Below are 16,934 nucleotides of genomic sequence, written 5' to 3' on the forward strand. Positions count from 1 at the left end.
CCTCAGCGGGACGCGTGGCCTGGACAACGGCCGCGATGTCGGCTGGGATGGGTCCGTGGCCTCCGCCGATACCGCGACCGACGTCTTCGAGCAGCACCGCTCCGTACTCACCGGGGTGGCGTACCGGATGCTGGGCCGGGTCGCCGACGCGGAGGACGTGGTCCAGGAGGCGTGGCTGCGCTGGTCCGGCGCCGACCGCGAGCAGGTGCGCGAGCCGCGTGCCTTTCTGGTGCGCACCACCACCCGGCTCGCCATCGACCGGCTGCGGCAGATCAAGGCCCGCCGCGAGTCGTATGTCGGCCCCTGGCTCCCCGAGCCCATCGCCACCGACCTCGGCCGCACCGCCCCGGACGCCGCCGAGCGGGCGCTGCTGGCCGAGACCGTCTCGTTCGCCGTGCTGGTGGTGCTGGAGTCGCTCTCGCCACTGGAGCGTGCGGTCTTCGTGCTGCGCGAGGCGTTCGGCTTTCCCCACGGCGAGATCGCCGAGGTGCTGGACCGGAGCGAGGCGGCCGTCCGGCAGTTGGCCGGGCGGGCCCGGCGCCATGTCGAGGAGCGCACACCGCGCTTCGAGGTGGACCCGGAGCAGCGGCGCGAGCTGACGGAGAAGTTCCTCGCCGCGTCCACCGGTGGCGACCTCCGGCAACTGCTCGCCCTGCTGGCCCCCGACGTACGCCTGGTCGGCGACAGCGGCGGCAAGGCGAAGGCGCCGCTGCGGGTGCTGGAGACGGCGGACAAGGTGGGGCGCTTCCTCCACGCGGTCATGGGCCAACCCATCGCCGAACCGGAGTTGCTGATGACGGAGGTCAACGGTGGGCCTGCGCTGCTGGTCATGTCGCGTGGCAAACCGGACTCGGTCCTCAGCGTCGATGTCGTGAACGGCCGGATTCAGTCGATCTACATCGTGCGGAACCCGGCCAAGCTCACGGCGTTCGCGCGCTGATCACAAGCCGCCCGCGACCCGCAGCACCGCTCCCGTGGTGTACGACGCCTCCGGCGACAGCAGCCAGGCCACCGCCCCCGCGATCTCCTCCGGCTCCCCGGGCCGCCCCATCGGCACCCGGTCAGGGTTGCGCCACGGCCGTTCCGGGTCGCCCATCTGGGCGTGGATGTCGGTCAGGGTCATGCCTGGCTGGACGGAGTTGACCCGGATCCCCTCCGCCGCCAGCTCCTTCGAGAGGCCCACCGTCATCGCGTCGACGGCCGCCTTGCTGGCCGCGTAGTGGACGTACTCGCCGGGGCTGCCGGTCGTCGCCCCGCCCGAGGAGATGTTGACGATGGCGCCGCCCTGCCCGCCGTGGCGGGTGGACATCTCGCGCGCCGCGCGCCGGGCGCAGATCAGGGCGCCGGTCACGTTGACGTCCACGACGCGGCGCATGACCTCCGGGGAGGTCTCGGTGAACCGGCCCAGCGGCCCGGTGATCCCGGCGTTGTTGACCAGGCCGGTGATCGGGCCCAGTTCCTCCCGCACCGTGTCGAACAGCGCCTCGACCTGCTCCGTGACGCTCGTGTCGGCCTGGACGATCACCGACCGGACGCCCTCCGCGCGCACCGCGGCGGCGCAGCACTCGGCCGCGTCCCGGGCGCGCTCGTAGCCGATGGCGACGCTGTGGCCGGCGCGGGCGAGCCGCACCGCCACCGCCGCGCCGATGCCGCGGCTGCCGCCGGTGACCACCGTGACCTGGTCCATTGCCTCAATCCCTGCCTCAAACCGCCAGTCGCATCAGATGATCAACCGACGATAGCCGATCGAGGATTGGTCTTGACCAAGTTCCCGCACCGTCTTATGGTCGCAGTGATACTGCAACAACCTTTAATAAACAACCGCGCAAAACTGCTGTTGCGGAGGACAAGGGGGACAGGGTGGGGACGACGCAGCTCGAACCGGTGCCGGAGCCGAAGTACTGGCACCTCAAGACCGTGCTCAGCGACGCTCTGGACTCGGAGTTCGCGGTCGGGGAGATCCTGCCCAACGAGCGTGAGCTGGCGGCCCGCTTCGGCGTCGCCCGTGCCACCCTTCGGCAGGCCCTCGAACAGCTTGAGCTGGAGGGCAGGCTGCAGCGCCGCCGTGGTGTCGGCACCACCGTCGCCCCGCCCCGGGTCGGCGTGGCCGTCGGCGAGTACGCCCACAGCTGGACGGACACGGCGGGCGACGACACCTGGCAGTCCGTCGACAGTGTCCAGACGGTTCCGCCCGCGGCGATCGCCCGGCTTCTGGAGACCGGCCCGGATACCCCGGTGCACCGCGTCCGCCGCACCCGGATGAGCCAGGGTCAACCGCTCGCCGCCGAGCTGCTCTACGTACCGGCCGAGTCCGTTCCCGGCCTCGCCGCCATCGACGCCCCCAGCGGTCTGGCCCGCGCCCGCGCCGTGCTGCGTGAGCTGAGCCGGCTGGAGCTGGAGGGCCGTGAGCAGTCCGTGGAGCTCGGCTCGGCCCGCGCGGAGGACGCCAAGGAGCTCGACCGGCTGCCCGGCGCCCCCGTCCTCGTCGTCACCACCCGCTATGCGGCGTCCGGCCGCACCGCCGCGGTCGCCGTGGCCACCTACCGGGCCGACACCTGCCGTCTCACCTTCGGCGACCCGGCGGGCGAGGAGCTGCTGGCGGGCTGACGGCCGGGCCCCGGCCGCCCCGCCCGAGGCGTCAGCGCCCGGCGCGGCGCGCCGTCACCGTGCTCTCCACCGCGAAGAGCTCCGCTTCCACGTGGTCGAGGGCCAGCCGCAGTGCCCCCGTGCTCACCGCCGCCTCGCCGAGCAGGGAGAGGGCGACCTGCGGGGGCCGCAGACAGTAGCGGGACAGCTGGTCGCGCAGGGGGCCCAGCACCTCGTCGAGGCCCGCGGCCCAGCCGCCCACCACGACGACCTCGGGGTCGAGCGCCAGCACCAGCGCCGCCGTGTCGTGCAACAGCCGGCGGATGAAGCGGTCCACCGCGGCGCGTGCCCGTGTATCACCGCCCCGGGCCAGGGAGAAGACGCGCGCGACCTGCTCCTCGTCCAGGGATCTCAGGGGCTCCCCGGTCGTGGAGAGCACCTCTTCCGGGGTGGCCTCGCGGCCCAGCAGATGGAGCGCCCCGATCTCGCCGGCCGCGCCGCCGAAGCCGCGGTGGAGCCGGCCGCCGATCAGGGATCCGGCCCCGGGGCTCAGCCCGGCCAGCACGAAGACGACATCGTCCGACCCGACGGCCGCCCCCTTCCAGTGCTCCGCGACGGCGGCGGTGTTCGCGTCGTTCTCGACCAGCACCGGGCAGCGGAAGGACCGCCGCAGCCGCTCGCCGAGGCGCAGGCCCGTCCAGCCGGGGAGGGCGGTGCACAGATGAACCGTGCCGCCGGCCTCGACGATCCCGGGGCTGCCCACCCCGACCGCGCGCAGCGAGTAGCGGGCCACCCCCGCGCGGCGCAGCAGATCCGCGACGGTGGTCCGTACCCGATCCAGCCGCTCCTCCGCCGACGCCTTCTCGGACACCTCGTGCACCGTCGAGCCGAGCGGGCGGCCGTCGAGGTCCGACAGCAGCGCGGCGACGCGGTGCGCGCCTATCTCGATGCCCAGCAGATGTCCCGCCTCGGCCCGGAAGCGGAAGCGGCGTGCGGGCCGGCCCTGGCGGCGCACCCCGCCCTCCTCGGCGGGGACGTCGACCGCGAGACCGCTGCTGATCAGCCCGTCGATGACGCCCTCGACGGTGGGCCGGGACAGGCCGGTCACCCGCGTCAGATCGGTGAGGCTCGCACAGCCGGGGGAGGCGTCGGGGGAGCTGCCGGGGGTGCGGGAGCCGGCCGCGGGGCCGGCCGCGGGGCCGGACGCGGTCGCGGCGCGCAGTGCGTGCAGTACTACGGCGGAGTTGATGCGCCGCAGCAGAGACGGATCCCCGCCGGTGAGCCGCCCCAACGTCGGCCTCCCTCCCACTGTTTATGTGCCGGATCGTATCTGCTGGACGCGGACGCGACGAGTGAACCCTCGTCCGGCCCGGCCCGCCCCTCGTCCGGCCCGTCCGTCCCGGCCCGCCCGCCCCGGTCCGGCGGCTCAGCCCGGCGCGACAAACCCCGACTCATACGCGGCGATCACCGCCTGAGTGCGGTCCCTCGCACCCAACTTCGCCAGCACCGCGCTGACATGGGTCTTCACCGTCTCGGTGCCGACGATCAGACTGCCCGCGATCTCGGCGTTGGACAGACCGCGCGCCATCAGCCGCAGCACCTCCGCCTCTCGCTCGGTCAGCGCGGCGCGGTCCATCGCCTCGCGGGCGTGTGGATTGCCGCCGTGGGTCGCCGCCAGTGACCGCACGGCCGCGGGGAACAGCAGTGATTCGCCCTCCGCGGCCAGCCGCACCGCGTGCACGATCTCGGCGGGGCGGGCGCGCTTGAGCAGGAAGCCGTCGGCCCCCGCGCGCAGCGCCTCGTAGACGTAACTATCGTTCTCGAAGGTCGTGATGACCAGAATCCTCGGCGGATCCTGAACGGTCCGCAGCACGGCCCGGGTCGCCTCGATGCCGTCCAGCAGCGGCATCCGTACGTCCATGGCGACCACGTCCGGCCGCAGCCGCCGCACCAGGGGGACCACGGCGGCGCCGTCCGCGGCCTCACCGGCGACCTCGATATCCGGCTGAGCCTCCAGGATCGCGCGCAGCCCGGCGCGCACCAACTGCTCGTCGTCGACGAGGAGAACGGATATCGGCACCCGACCACCCTAGTTGAGGGCACCGGCAGGCCCGGCCGCCACCGTCGCGCCGCCGTGCCCGGGGAGGCGCACGCTCACCCGCCACCCGCCGTCGTACGGACCGGCCTGCGCCTCGCCGCCCAGCAGCGCCGCCCGTTCGCGGATGCCCCGCAGCCCGCCGCCGGTACGCCCGGCCGCCGGGGACGTGGCGGGTCCACCCAGCGGATTGCGGACATCCAGCTCCAGCGTGCCCGTATCGGCGGCGACGGCGACGCGCACGGTGACCGGCACCGGGCCCGCGTGCCGCAGCACATTCGTCAGCGCCTCCTGGAGGATGCGGTAGCCCTCGCGCGACACCGGCCCCGGGAGGGCGCCCAACGGACCGGTCACCTCCGCCTCCAGCGCGCAGCCCGCCGCCCGCGCCGACTCCAGGAGCCGTTCGGCGTCGGCGAGTCCGGGCCGGTCGGCCGGGCGCCGGCCCGTCTCCTCCCGCAGCAGCCGCAGCACCCGCTCCAGGTCCTCCAGTGCGCGCCGCCCGGTCTCCTCGATCGCGCCCAGCGCCCGGTCCGTGAACTCCGCCGACCCCGCGGCGCGCGCCGCGCCCGCCTGGACGACGGCGACCGTGAGCGCGTGCCCGATCGAGTCATGCAACTCCCGTGCGAGCCGATTGTGTTCCAGCAGCCGTTCCGTGCGCTCCTCCAGAGCGGCCAGCCGCTCCGCCGCCGACGGGCCGAGCAGCCGCGCGGCGACCGTGGCCATCAGCGTCCCGGCGCCCACGACCAGCGCCATGAGGACGATCAGGGGCAGCGGGGCGAGCAGCCCGTACCACCAGTGGTGGCCGGGGATCCGCAGCTCCAGCACCGGCTCGGGAGTGCCACCGGTGGCCGCGTCGATGAGGGCGAACGTCAGGCCGGGCAGCAGTACGAAGCTCAGCGGGGCGACCACACAGCCCGCTTCCAGGCGGAGCACCAGCCACAGCGCGGTGCGTCCCCGGTCGCCCCAGGACGCGGAGGGCGCGGCCGCGATCGCCGAGTCGGGATCGCCGTGCCGGTGGCGGGCGTGCTCACCGGAGACGAGCAGCAGCCGCGCCTGAACGCCCTCCGCCAGCCGGGTGCCCGGCACCATCGCGACGGCGATCAGCGGCGGAACGGGCAGCACCAGCAGCCACAGCTGCTCGACGGGGCGGCTGTCGACAAAGCCGGGGTAGATCATGCCGCAGACGGCCGCGACGACCGCACCCGTCATCAGATGCAGCCAGCGGGTGTAGGTGACCGCGCGGGTCAGCGGGCGGAGCACGGCGCGCACCACGCCGAGGACACGTACGAGGGGCGCGGCGGGGACGGCTGACGGTAGGAGCACGCGCCCATCGTGCCGTGCGCCGCACGTCCGCGGCCTCCCCCGCGCGGGGGAGCGGGAACCCTCGCGCGGGGGAGCGGGAACCCTCGCGCGGGGGAAGCCGCGCCCCACCGCCGCACGGCACCGTCGAGCCCATGACCACGACCACCATGACGTCGGCACCGTCGATCGACGTCCAGGAACTGACCAAGGCATACGGGGCCGTACGCGCCGTCGACCGGCTGACGTTCCGGGTGCTGCCCGGCCGGGTCACCGGCTTCCTCGGCCCCAACGGCGCCGGCAAGTCCACCACTTTGCGGATCGTCGTCGGCCTGGACCGGGCCGACGCCGGATCGGCGACCCTCGGCGGCCGCCCGTACCCGGAACTCGGCGAGCCGCTGCGTCACGTCGGCGCGCTGCTCGACGCGGGAGCCGCACACGGTGCCCGCACCGCCCGCGACCATCTGCGGTGTCTGGCCCACAGCAACCGGATCCCGGCCGCCCGGGTCGACACGGTCCTGGAAGAGGCCGGGCTCGCCACCGCCGCGGGCCGGCGCATCCGGACCTTCTCGCTGGGAATGCGACAGCGGCTGGGCATCGCCGCCGCACTGCTCGGCGATCCACCGGTGCTCATGTTCGACGAACCGGCCAACGGGCTCGACCCGGAAGGCATCGTCTGGATCCGCACCCTGATGAAGCGGCTGGCGGGGGAGGGCCGTACCGTCCTCGTCTCCAGCCATCTGATGGGCGAGACCGCGCTCACCGCCGACCACCTGGTCGTACTGGGCCGCGGCCGGCTGCTGGCCGACACCGCCATGGAGAGCTTCATCCGGGGGCACAGCCACCCCCGGGTACGCATGCGCTCCACCGAACCGGAACGGCTGCGCGCCGAACTCGCCCGCGCCGGGTTCGAGGCGGTACCGGACCGGGACGGGACGGGGTTCTGGACGGTGGACGGCGCGGCGCCGGAGGACATCGGCACGATCGCCGCGCGCCACGGCATCGCCGTCCTCGAACTCGCTGACAGCAAAGCGTCGTTGGAGGAGGCGTATCTCCGGCTCACGGCGGACGAGGCCGAATTCGCGGCCCTGGCACAGGAGGTGTGAGAGATGTCGGTCACCGCGGTACTCCGCTCTGAGTGGATGAAGGTCCGCTCCCTGCGCTCCTTGATGGTGTGCCTGTTCAGCGGGTTGGCGGCCACCACCGGCATCACCGCACTGGCGTGCGCGACGGCAGGCGACCGGGAGAGGGCGGGCGCGGACTTCGACCCCGTCTTCTTCTCCTTCTTCGGCCTCAACTTCGGCCAGGTCGCGGCGATCTGCTTCGGTGTGCTGGCGGTCGCGGGGGAGTACTCCGGCGGCTCGTACACCCTCCGCGTCTGGCTGGCCGCCGTACCCCGACGCGGGCTGTACTACGGCTGCAAACTGGCCGTCGTCGGCGGCTCGGCCCTTGCCGTCGGCCTCCTCACCGGCTTCACCTCGCTGCTCGGCGGCCAGGCGCTGCTGGGCGAGCACGGCGTGGGCCTCGGCGCCCCGGGCGCCCTGCGCGCGGCCGTCGGCTGCGGGCTCTATCTCGCGCTGCTCACGGTGATGGCCGCGGGAGTCGGCGCCGTGCTGCGCAGCGCGGTCGGGGCGATCGGTGTGCTCACCCCGTTGGTCTGTTTCCTCTCCCCGGTGCTGGGTGACGGACCCGTGACGCCGTTCCTCCCGGACCGGGCGGGCCAGCAGATCCTGCACACCGCCCCCGAGGGCACCCTCGGCGCCTGGACGGGGCTCTCGGGGCTGGTGGCCTGGGCGGGGGTTGCCGTGTGGGGCGGCTGGCTGGCGCTCAAGCGGCGCGACGCCTGATGCCTGACGGGCGGCCACATGTCAGACTCCGGTTGTTTACCGGGGCTCTTGCAGAAAGCCCCGGCGTTCACGCCGGGGATGAACGCATCTCAAGGCTGCTCTGACGTGCACCTTGGAGCGGACGTGTTTGCTGCTCGATGTACTGGCGGACGATCGCGGGCGGTGGTCCGCCGCACGATGCGGAGAAATACGAGGGCGACCACAGGTGCCCGTGCATGATGGCGCGGTTGATCCGGCCGGTGAACTCCTGCCGTATCCGGCGGGCGGAGACCCCCTTGAGGCTGTTGACCAGCTTCGAGACGGCGACCTTGGGCGGGTAGTGCACCAGGAGGTGGACGTGATCGCGTTCGCCGTTGAACTCCTTCAACTCCGCTTCGAAGTCCTCGCAGACCTTGCGCATGATCTCTTCGCAGCGCGTCAGCATCTCGTCGTTGAACACCCCGCTCCGGTACTTCGTCACAAAGACCACGTGGACATGCATCGCCGAAACAACGTGTCTGCCCCGCCTGTAGTCGTTCCGCCCCATTCTGCCCATCCATGAGACCAATCGTCGTAGGATCGTGGGTGTGCAGCTGCGCTACAACTACCGGGCCTACCCGGACGCCTCCCAGCGCCGTGCGCTGGCGAGGGCGTTCGGATGCGCCCGCGTGGTGTGGAACGACTGCCTGCGCGACCGGAGGGAAGCACACGCGGCAGGGCTGCCGTATGTGAAGTCGGCCGAGCTGTCCCGGCTGCGCATCACCCAGGCCAAGCGCACCGGCGAACGCGCCTGGCTCGCCGAGGTGTCGGCGGTCGTTCTGCAGCAGTCTCTGCGGGACCTGGACACCGCCTACAAGAACTTCTTCGACGCGGTCAAGGGCAAGCGGGAGGGCCGCAGGGCCGGCCCTCCCCGCTACAAATCGAAGAAAGACACCCGGCAGTCGATCCGCCTCAACACCAATGCCTTCTCCCTCCAGGACGACGGCACGGTGTACGTGGCCAAGGCCGGTAACCTCAAGGTCACGTGGTCCCGCCGGCTTCCGGCCGCCCCCACGTCCCTGACCGTCACCAAGGACAGCTCCGGCCGGTACTTCCTCAGCTTCGTCGTGGACACCGAGCCGGACATCCTCCCCGGCCTTGAGACCGACGCCGGTCTCGACCTCGGTCTGTCCGCCTTCGCCGTCCTGTCGGATGGACGCAGGATCGACAGCCCCCGCTTCCTGCGCCGGGCCGAGAAGAAACTCAAGCGCCTTCAGCGGGAGCTGTCCCGCAAGGCCAAGGGATCGAAGAACCGGGCCAAGGCCCGCATCAAGGTCGCACGCCAGCACGCCAAGGTGGCGGACCGGCGCCGGGACTGGCACCACAAGGCATCCACACAGATCATTCGCGACAACCAAGCGGTGTACGTGGAAGACCTCGCGGTGTCCGGCCTCGGGCGCACCCGGCTCGCCAAGTCCGTGCACGACGCGGGATGGTCCGCGTTCGTCGGCATGCTGGAGTACAAGGCGGTCAAGCACGGCCGCACCTTCGCCAAGGTGGGCCGGGCCTTCCCGTCCTCTCAGGTCTGCTCGGTCTGCGGATTTAGGGAGGGCCGCAAGCCCCTGCACGTCCGGGAGTGGACGTGCGCCGAGTGCGGCACCATGCACGACCGCGACCACAACGCAGCCCGCAACGTCCTCTGCGAAGGACGCCGAATCGTCGCCACCGGACGGGTGGAGACGCCAAACGCCTGTGGAGTGCCGGTAAGACGGGCACACGTGCCCGCACAGCGCGTGGAAGCAGGAAGCCCCGGCAGGGTCAGACGACCCAGGCCAAAATCCCTGGACTTTTAGGCCAGGGAGCACGTCAATGACAGCATGACCAGTACGGCGAACCACCTGGCCACGATCGATCAGCTGCGCCTCCGGGACTTCCCCGCGCGGCGGGGCACGGCCGGGCGGGTGGAGAGCGGCCCCGGCTTCCATGTGGCCGATCTGCGGGTCAGCGAGGACTTCTGGGACGCGGATCTGACCCGGGTGGAGGAGGCGCTGGAGGAGTTCGAGGCCGAGCTGAGCGTCCTCGTCCAGGCGCTGACCTTACGGTGGGGCGCCCCCCAAGTCCTCGACCTCACCGACCACTTGGAGCGCCAGGCCATGGGCGAGCCGGTGCCACCCCCACTGGACGCGCTGTGCGGATACGTACCCGAGCTGCACATCTGGCGCGTGGACGGCCGCTGGGTCGGCCTGGGGGTGGGCCAGGGCGACCGCGAGCTGCCGTTCCAACTACTGGTGGCGATAGGCGAGACCTAGGGCCCGTCGTTCGGATCATCTGGTAGTTGGCCAAGGCTGCTGACTGGAGAGTCGATCGCCGTGCCGATTGTGGCGTGCGCGTCGGCGCGGAGGACTTCCGCAAGACCTCACGGGACCAGTTCGATGTGGGGGTGGGACGGGTCGGCGGGGCAGGCGTGGAGTTGGAGGTTGTAGCCGCCGACGATGTCGATGAGCGTGAAGTTGCCGTCCTGGGCGCCCAGGGGAGGCGGGGCCGGGTCCGTCCGATCCTCCTCGGCGATCCAGGTCCCGCTGCCGCCGTCCCATTCCCAGGAGGCGATGGTGAGGAGCGGGACCTGCTCGGTGCCGCACTCGGGGCAGGGAAGGGGCTTGGGATCGGTGCGGCTCCAGCAGGTCCAGCCGCCGGTCTTCCAGCCGGGCGCGGTGGAGACGTTGTTCAGATAGAGCTCGCCCGGGTCGTCCGCGTACGCCTGGTACCGCTCGGGGTCGATTGTCTGCCAGCGGCTCTCGTCGTCCAGCTGGTCCTGAAGCTCATTGCTCAGTTCCGAGGGGTGGGGATATTCGGTGACCTGCTCCGGTGAGAAAAGGCACGGCTGAGGGAGGTAGCAGTCCCGCTGGATGATGGGTGGCTCGGGCGGTGCGTCGAGAACGTCGGTGACGGTGGCGGAGGAGCGCCAGAACAGTGCGGCTTTGGGGCTGGCATGTTCCGCGTGGTCGAAGGGGCACCAGAGGACCTGGAGGAGGTCCGCGTCGGGCGGGCGCGGGAAGGGGATGTCGCGAGCGTAGAGCTGGGCGACGGGGAGGAGGGGGATCGGGCCGTCGAACCACGGGCGGTCCGAGAGCCGCTCCCAGGTGGCCCGTTCCTCGGGAGTCCATTGGGGTGCCTCGGGGTCGAGGCGCCGCCGCTCGGCTGCTGCGGCACGGTCCTGACGGAGGAGCCGGACGTCGTCCGGGAAGTGGACCACCGGCGCCGCGCGGCTGTCGTGCGGCTCGTCGCAGTACGGCCACGGCTCGTTGGCGGGCCACAGGAGCGGCCCCCCGACGGAGCTGTCGTGCACGGTCGGCGACCCGGGGCGCGGGTGCAGTCGGGTCGCCGTGCGCGCCAGCGGGGCCAGTTCAGGGAAGAGCGCGGTGATGTCGAACGGCCGCGGCGGGGTGGTGAATATGGCGTTCATAGCGGTGATGCTGCCAGCAGCGTCCGACAATGGGTGTACCGACCTACGTCATGTGACACTGCACAGCTTCCCTGGGTCAGCAGGCGGACCAGAGGAAGATGCCGGCGATATGGAGTCCGGCCAGGTAGATGGTCGCGGTCTTCTCGTAGCGCGTGGCGATGCCGCGCCACTGCTTCAGGCGGTTGATGCACCGTTCGACGGTGTTGCGCTGCTTGTAAGTCTCGCGGTCGAACGCTGGCGGTCTCCCGCCCCGGCTGCCCCGACGCAGCCGATGGCCACGTTGATCTGCTGGCACGGGGATCACCGCACGGATGCCGCGCTTACTCAGGTGAGTGCGGATGGCGCGGGAGGAATATGCCTTGTCGGCTACGACTACGTCCGGCCTGGTTCGGGGCCGTCCGCGGCGACGCGGTACACGGAGGCCGGCCATGACGTCCATGAAGGTGGGTGCGTCGCCCGCTTGGCCGCCGGTCAGGACGAATGCGAGGGGACGACAGCGACCGTCGGCAGCAAGATGGACTTTCGTTGTAAGTCCCCCGCGCGACCGGCCGATGGCGTGGTCGTGCGGCTCGGCCGCTGGCGCCCTTTTTTACGGGCCCCGGCGGCGTGCTGATGAGCGCGGACGATGGTGGAGTCCACCGAGACGACCCAGTCAAGCTCCTTGTCGGCGTCGGCCTGGGCCATCAGCGCCGTGAACACCCGCTCCCAGGTGCCATCGACGGCCCACATCCGCAGCCGGTTGTAGACGCCCCGCCAATTGCCGTACCTCTCCGGCAGATGCACCCACTGCGTTCCCGTCCGGAACTTGAAGGCGATCGCGTCGATCACCTCACGGTGGTCCCGCCAGCGGCCACCCCAAGCAGGCGCCACATCGACGAAGTTGGTCTGAGTCGGTCTCGCTGTCAGGTTGAAGACCTCCTCCTGTCCATGGAGGGGTCCAGGTGTGCCGGGAGTTGGTGTGGCGGCTGATGCCAGGGGAGAGCAGTAGAGGGCAGTGGCCAGGGCGGTGAGCGTGCCTAGAGCCTGTCCGATGGGTCACGTGACCGGCGACCGGCGGGATCGTTCCGGTTGATGTGGGGCGGGGTGATTTATCCGACGTGCAGTGGGCTCGGTTGGAGCCACACCTTCCGACGAACGCGGGGCGGGGCGGGCGGTGGAAGTGCCATCGCAAGGTGATCAACGGCATCCTCTTCCGCCAGCGGACCGGCATCCCCTGGCGGGATCTGCCGGCGCGCTTCGGGAAGTGGAAAACCTGCCACGACCGGCATCGGCGCTGGTCGGCGGATGGCACCTGGGAGAGGGTCCTGCGCGCCGTCCAAACCGACGCCGATGCCGAGAACCGTATCGACTGGAGCATGGTCGGCATTGATTCAACGACCTGCCGGGCCCATCAGCATGCGGCCGGGGCTCGAAGGCGTCCGCCGCGGATTCCAGGGAAACGAATTCGGCCCGCTCAGCACCGTCCCGATGAGGCCCTTGGCCGGTCCAGGGGAGGTCTGACCACGAAGATTCATCTGGCCGGAGACGGCGGCTGCCGCCCCCTGGCGGTGCTGATCACGCCAGGGCAGTGGGGCGACGCGCCTCAGCTGATTCCGGTACTTGAGCGCATTTGCGTACCACGCTTGGGTGGTGGTCGCCCACGCACCCGGCCTGACCATCTCAGCGGAGACAAGGCGTACTCATCCCGTCGCAACCGCCGCTACCTGCGCCGCCGCCAGATCAAGCACACCATTCCCGAACCGAGGAATCAGCGGGCCAACAGACGGCACCGCGGCAGCCGAGGGGGCCGGCCCACCGGATTCGACCGCGGGGTGTATCGCCGCAGGAACGAGGTTGAACGGACCGTGAATGCCCTCAAGGAGTCACGAGCCGTGGCGACCAGGTACGACAAGAGAGCGTATGTCTTCCACGGCACCGTAACCCTCGCCGCGATCCGGCTATGGCTCCGATGAGGACCGCCCCGACAGTCTTCGGTCGGTGGGCTTGGTGAGAAGGGCAAGCTCCCACGGGTCGTGTGCGCTGAAGACGGTGACCTCGGCCGCGTGGTCACGGTGGAGGGCGCGCACTCGGTCACGCGTGGCGAGGCGAGCCGCAGCCTCGGTCTGTGCTCCCTGCTGGACTGGGTCGAGGGCGGGGTGAGAGAGAGGGGGCGTGTGGTCGATCTCGCCGTGGTACATGTATGCGTCGCCCGCGTGCAGCAGCCACCGTCCGTCGCTGTCGGGTACGGCGACGCCTGCGTGCCCCGCCGAGTGGCCAGGCAGTGGTACGAGCAGCAGCTCGCATGCGAGCCCTTGCGGGCGCGCCACGCCGGGGAAGTCGAACCACTCCGTGGGCTTGTCCACGAAGGCGGGGGTGAGCAACGGGTCGTGTGCCCGGTGGGCCGGCATGAACCGGTCGAGGCTGTGCCGGTGATGTGCTGTCGCCGAATCCGTGACGGCCCGGTACTCGTCGGGGTGCACGTGCACCCGTGCGTGGGGGAAGTCCGGCAGCCCTCCGGTGTGGTCGCGATGCAGGTGCGTGAGCACGATGTGCCGTACGTCCTGTGGCGCGTACCCGAGGCGGACGACCTGGCGCAGTGCGCTCTCCTCTGGGTCCAGCGCGGGCTGGGCGTAGGCCACCCAGTCGGCACCGAGCGATCGGTCGGGGTGCTTGAGGTCGGCGGTGCCAAGGCCGGTATCGACCAGGATGAGCCCGTCCGCGTCCGTCTCGATGAGCAGGCAATGGCAGACAGCGGCCAGTTCCCGGTTCACAACGCCTGCCGCAGGCTCGTCGCCGATCGGCGGAATCTTCCGAAGGGAACCGCAGTTGAGGTGGTGGATACGCACTAGGCCCCCTGGAGACGAGTGGGCGGCTGTTTCCGACGGACGTTAAATGGGGCCTTCGTGACTCACCAAACGGTTGGACACGCACAGACGAGTGATCAGGACGGCCCGCTGGCGGACTGCCCGGACAGCGCCCTCGTTCCGCCGGACGATGAACCGCAGTGCCCCATCGACATCACCCTCGCCGCGCTGGGCGGCCGTTGGACGCCGCTGGTGATCCGCGAGTTCCTGCGCCGCGGTCAGGCCACGTACTCCGAGCTGTCCGCCGCCCTGCCGACCCTCTCGGACAAAGTCCTCTCGGACCGGTTGGCCCAGTTGACCCGTGCGGGCGTCACCGAGCGCCACCGCACCCCCGGTTGGCCTCCCCGGGTCCACTACGTCCTCACTCGCCAGGGCCGGGCGCTAGAGCCGGTGGTACGCAGCATGTGGGAGTGGGGCATGGCGGAACGGAACGCTCGCAGTTGATCACGCGAACCGTCGGACAGGGCCTAGACCAAACCGTTTGAGGTGGCGCATGGTGCATCTCCTGTAAGCAGGAATGGGGGGGCGGTCAGGTGACGGTGTGTCGGTTGAGGTGCCGCTTCCCAGGGACAGCTTCCGGTGGATGGTGCTGCCGCGGTCACCTGAACCGGGCATCTGGGTGAGCGCTGGGCGGCGGAGGTGGAACTGGCGCTCACCGGATCGGTGGACGGCCCGCAAGGCGGTGACCGGCGGGTGGGCGGACCGGGATCAGATGTGGACGTCTTGGTAGGAGTACATATTCCAGGAGTAGCTGCCGCCGAGGGTGTTGATCGTGATGGGGATGTTCTCACCAGCGGAGTGAGGCGGGGCGGTGGCGATGACCGTGGTGTCGGAGAGGGTGGTGAAGGGTGCGGAGGTGGTGTCGAAGGTGACGGTGTGGGTGGTGGCGAGGTGTGTGCCGGTGAGGGTGACTTCTGTACCGCCGGAGGTCGGCCCGGCGGTGGGGTTGACCTCGGTCAGGGTGGGAGCGTCGAGGTAGGTGAAGGTGAGACCGCCGGCGGTGCCTCCAGGGGTAATGACGGTGACCGGGACGGGGCCGGAGGAGGGGGCGCCGGGGATACTGACGGTGACGGCGGTGTCGGTGACCGACTGGACGGTGGCTCGGGTGGGACCGAAGCGTACGGTCGTGACGCCGGAGAGGTTGATGCCGGTGATGACCGCGGTGCCTCCGCCGCCGAAGGGGCCCATGGCGGGTCCCGCGCCGCCGTGGGGGTTGCTGGTGGTGGTGATGTCGAACAGCAGCGGGGCGGGGCGGTAGTAGAAGGTGCCCAGTCGGCTGGTGCCGCCGGGGGTGGTGACCGTGACCGGGACCGCGCCCGATCCGGCCGGGGTTCTGACGGTGATCGAGGTCGCGGTGTTGGACAGAATCGTGGCGGCCTTGCTGCCGAAGTACACGGCGGTGGCCGGCGCCAGGTTGTGGCCGCGGATGGTCACGATGGTCCCGCCCGCCGTGGAGCCCTGGCCGGGACCGAGGGTCAGCGCGATCACGCTGACGGTGTTGTCGAGGGAATTGGTGACATACAGTCGCGTCGCATCCGGGGAGACCGCGACGCCGATCGGGCCGTTGCCCACCGGGATGGCGTCGACGACGGTGTTGGTCGCGGTGTCGATCACGGTGACGGTGTTGGCGCCGAGGTTGGCCACGTAGGCCGCATTCCCGTCCGGGTTCATAGCCACCATGCGCGGGCCGTTGCCGACGGGGATAGAGGCCGTGACGGTGCTGGTGGTCGTATCCACCACCTTCACGGCGTTCTCACCGGCGCAGCTGACGTAGGCGCGGGAGCCGTCGGAGGTAAGGGCGAGCAGTACGGGCACGTCGCCGACGAGGATGCTGGTGGTGACGGTGTTGGTGGCAGTGTCGATCACCGCCACGGTGCCGGTGCCGACGCCGGCCACATAGACGCGGGTACCGTCCGGAGAAACCGCTGCCCCGGTCGGCCCGCTGATACCGGGAATTGTGGCGGTCACCGCGTTCGTGGCGGTGTCGATGACGCTGACGACGTCGGCGTTCTGGCAGGTGACGTAGGCGCGGGTGCCATCGGGGGTGAGCGCCGCCTGGACGGCTCCGGCGCCGACCGGGATGGTGGCGGTGATGGTGTTGGTGGTGGTGTCGAGCACGACGACGTTGCCGTCGTTGAACAAGGTCACATACGCGCGGGCGCCGTCCGGAAAGACGGTCGGCACGGTTGTCCCGCCGGGTGCTGCGATGGTGACCGTGACGGTATTCGTGGCGGTGTCGATCACGCTGATGTCGTTCGTGGACTGGTTCGCGACGTAGGCACGTTGCCCGCTCGGGGTCAGCGCCACTCCGAGCGGTCCGCCGCCGACGGGGACGGTGACGCCAGCAGAGGCCAGCGGCACGGAGCTTTCCGATGCTGCCGTGCCGACTGCCAGCAGCGGATGAGGCAAGTTCAAGGTTGTCATGTCCCAGGCCCCCTGAGCACGTACGGGAAACAAGGCCCAAGGCTGGCGGCAAGAGCACAAGTCCAAGCAGCTGCAGGGGAGGGCTCCGCCGAGTGCCCATGCTTCAAGTAAGACGCAACGCTGAACGGGTGACAACGGCCAGCCGCACCACATCACCCAAACGGCTCAGCACTGCGGCGCGGCAGAGGAGAGCGACTGGGCGCCAGGGAGACAGTGCTTTCCGCTCCCGGAACGTCTTTTGACATCCGGCCAAAGACGTCGACCGGGACGGCCAGTGCCGTGCGGTGTCCGGGAACTGGGTCTCGTCGTACGACGGCGTGACGGCCAACGGCGCCGCCCAGCTGGACATCGACCACGTCGTCCCCCTCAAGGAGGCCTGGCGTCCGGCGCGGCGCAGTGGAGCACCCAGGACCGCCGCG

General features: G+C 70.8%; 16 protein-coding genes and 1 pseudogene. 8 read left to right on the forward strand and 9 right to left on the reverse strand.

Translation table 11 applies throughout. The features are described from left to right. Positions 1-55: 55 nt before the first annotated feature. Positions 56-940 carry an RNA polymerase sigma-70 factor gene (locus ABZU99_RS04440; RefSeq protein WP_355951012.1) on the forward strand — a complete coding sequence of 295 codons (885 nt, stop codon included), beginning with the start codon at positions 56-58 and terminating at the stop codon, positions 938-940. On the opposite strand, the gene ABZU99_RS04445 is transcribed toward ABZU99_RS04440, so the two are convergent. Further along, the gene (locus ABZU99_RS04445; RefSeq protein WP_355950986.1) at positions 941-1,687 is read right to left on the reverse strand and encodes an SDR family oxidoreductase; all 747 of its coding nucleotides are present in this window, start codon (positions 1,685-1,687) and stop codon (positions 941-943) included. A 173-nt stretch (positions 1,688-1,860) separates the two neighbouring features. Between ABZU99_RS04445 and ABZU99_RS04450 the strand changes: the two genes are divergently transcribed. Then, on the forward strand, positions 1,861-2,607 hold the full coding sequence (locus ABZU99_RS04450; protein ID WP_355950989.1) for a GntR family transcriptional regulator: 747 nt from the start codon (positions 1,861-1,863) through the stop codon (positions 2,605-2,607). A 31-nt stretch (positions 2,608-2,638) separates the two neighbouring features. Here the strand turns inward: ABZU99_RS04450 and ABZU99_RS04455 are convergent, their stop codons facing one another. From ABZU99_RS04455 to ABZU99_RS04465, 3 genes are all read right to left on the reverse strand, one after another. Continuing rightward, on the reverse strand, positions 2,639-3,877 hold the full coding sequence (locus tag ABZU99_RS04455; protein WP_355950992.1) for an ROK family protein: 1,239 nt from the start codon (positions 3,875-3,877) through the stop codon (positions 2,639-2,641). Between the two features lie 135 nt (positions 3,878-4,012). Continuing rightward, the gene (locus ABZU99_RS04460; protein ID WP_355950994.1) at positions 4,013-4,666 is read right to left on the reverse strand and encodes a response regulator transcription factor; all 654 of its coding nucleotides are present in this window, start codon (positions 4,664-4,666) and stop codon (positions 4,013-4,015) included. A gap of 9 nt (positions 4,667-4,675) precedes the next feature. Continuing rightward, positions 4,676-5,950: a histidine kinase gene (locus ABZU99_RS04465; RefSeq protein WP_356048000.1), complete on the reverse strand. Its 1,275-nt coding sequence runs from the start codon at positions 5,948-5,950 to the stop codon at positions 4,676-4,678. A gap of 185 nt (positions 5,951-6,135) precedes the next feature. Here ABZU99_RS04465 and ABZU99_RS04470 point away from each other — a divergent pair, with 185 nt between their 5' ends. Continuing rightward, positions 6,136-7,086 carry an ATP-binding cassette domain-containing protein gene (locus ABZU99_RS04470; RefSeq protein WP_356047991.1) on the forward strand — a complete coding sequence of 317 codons (951 nt, stop codon included), beginning with the start codon at positions 6,136-6,138 and terminating at the stop codon, positions 7,084-7,086. A gap of 3 nt (positions 7,087-7,089) precedes the next feature. After that, the gene (locus ABZU99_RS04475; protein ID WP_356047993.1) at positions 7,090-7,827 is read left to right on the forward strand and encodes an ABC transporter permease; all 738 of its coding nucleotides are present in this window, start codon (positions 7,090-7,092) and stop codon (positions 7,825-7,827) included. Between the two features lie 67 nt (positions 7,828-7,894). On the opposite strand, the gene tnpA is transcribed toward ABZU99_RS04475, so the two are convergent. Beyond that, positions 7,895-8,353, reverse strand: coding sequence for an IS200/IS605 family transposase (gene tnpA, locus ABZU99_RS04480; protein WP_356047995.1), 459 nt, complete (start codon positions 8,351-8,353; stop codon positions 7,895-7,897). A 40-nt stretch (positions 8,354-8,393) separates the two neighbouring features. Between tnpA and ABZU99_RS04485 the strand changes: the two genes are divergently transcribed. Together ABZU99_RS04485 and ABZU99_RS04490 are read left to right on the forward strand one after the other, a co-directional pair. Continuing rightward, positions 8,394-9,638: an RNA-guided endonuclease TnpB family protein gene (locus tag ABZU99_RS04485; protein ID WP_356227716.1), complete on the forward strand. Its 1,245-nt coding sequence runs from the start codon at positions 8,394-8,396 to the stop codon at positions 9,636-9,638. A 24-nt stretch (positions 9,639-9,662) separates the two neighbouring features. Beyond that, positions 9,663-10,094 carry a hypothetical protein gene (locus tag ABZU99_RS04490; protein ID WP_355955321.1) on the forward strand — a complete coding sequence of 144 codons (432 nt, stop codon included), beginning with the start codon at positions 9,663-9,665 and terminating at the stop codon, positions 10,092-10,094. A 107-nt stretch (positions 10,095-10,201) separates the two neighbouring features. Here the strand turns inward: ABZU99_RS04490 and ABZU99_RS04495 are convergent, their stop codons facing one another. Both ABZU99_RS04495 and ABZU99_RS04500 read right to left on the reverse strand, forming a co-directional pair. After that, positions 10,202-11,248: a hypothetical protein gene (locus ABZU99_RS04495; RefSeq protein WP_356049034.1), complete on the reverse strand. Its 1,047-nt coding sequence runs from the start codon at positions 11,246-11,248 to the stop codon at positions 10,202-10,204. A gap of 76 nt (positions 11,249-11,324) precedes the next feature. Further along, positions 11,325-12,154, reverse strand: a pseudogene (locus ABZU99_RS04500) (IS5 family transposase). Between the two features lie 167 nt (positions 12,155-12,321). On the opposite strand from ABZU99_RS04500, the gene ABZU99_RS04505 reads away from it, so the two are divergent. After that, the gene (locus ABZU99_RS04505; protein ID WP_356049035.1) at positions 12,322-13,200 is read left to right on the forward strand and encodes an IS5 family transposase; all 879 of its coding nucleotides are present in this window, start codon (positions 12,322-12,324) and stop codon (positions 13,198-13,200) included. Here the strand turns inward: ABZU99_RS04505 and ABZU99_RS04510 are convergent. Beyond that, positions 13,186-13,998, reverse strand: coding sequence for an MBL fold metallo-hydrolase (locus ABZU99_RS04510; protein WP_356049036.1), 813 nt, complete (start codon positions 13,996-13,998; stop codon positions 13,186-13,188). The two genes, ABZU99_RS04505 and ABZU99_RS04510, sit on opposite strands and share 15 nt — an antisense overlap. Before the next feature lie 132 nt (positions 13,999-14,130). Here ABZU99_RS04510 and ABZU99_RS04515 point away from each other — a divergent pair, with 132 nt between their 5' ends. After that, entirely contained in the window at positions 14,131-14,535 is a 405-nt protein-coding gene (locus ABZU99_RS04515; protein ID WP_356049037.1) for a helix-turn-helix domain-containing protein, read from the forward strand. A 264-nt stretch (positions 14,536-14,799) separates the two neighbouring features. On the opposite strand, the gene ABZU99_RS04520 is transcribed toward ABZU99_RS04515, so the two are convergent. Beyond that, a complete protein-coding gene (locus ABZU99_RS04520) occupies positions 14,800-16,515 on the reverse strand; it encodes an IPT/TIG domain-containing protein (protein WP_355954596.1) in 1,716 nt (571 codons plus the stop codon). Positions 16,516-16,934 lie beyond the last annotated feature (419 nt).

Source organism: Streptomyces sp. NPDC005266, assembly GCF_040607655.1.
Lineage (GTDB): Bacteria > Actinomycetota > Actinomycetes > Streptomycetales > Streptomycetaceae > Streptomyces.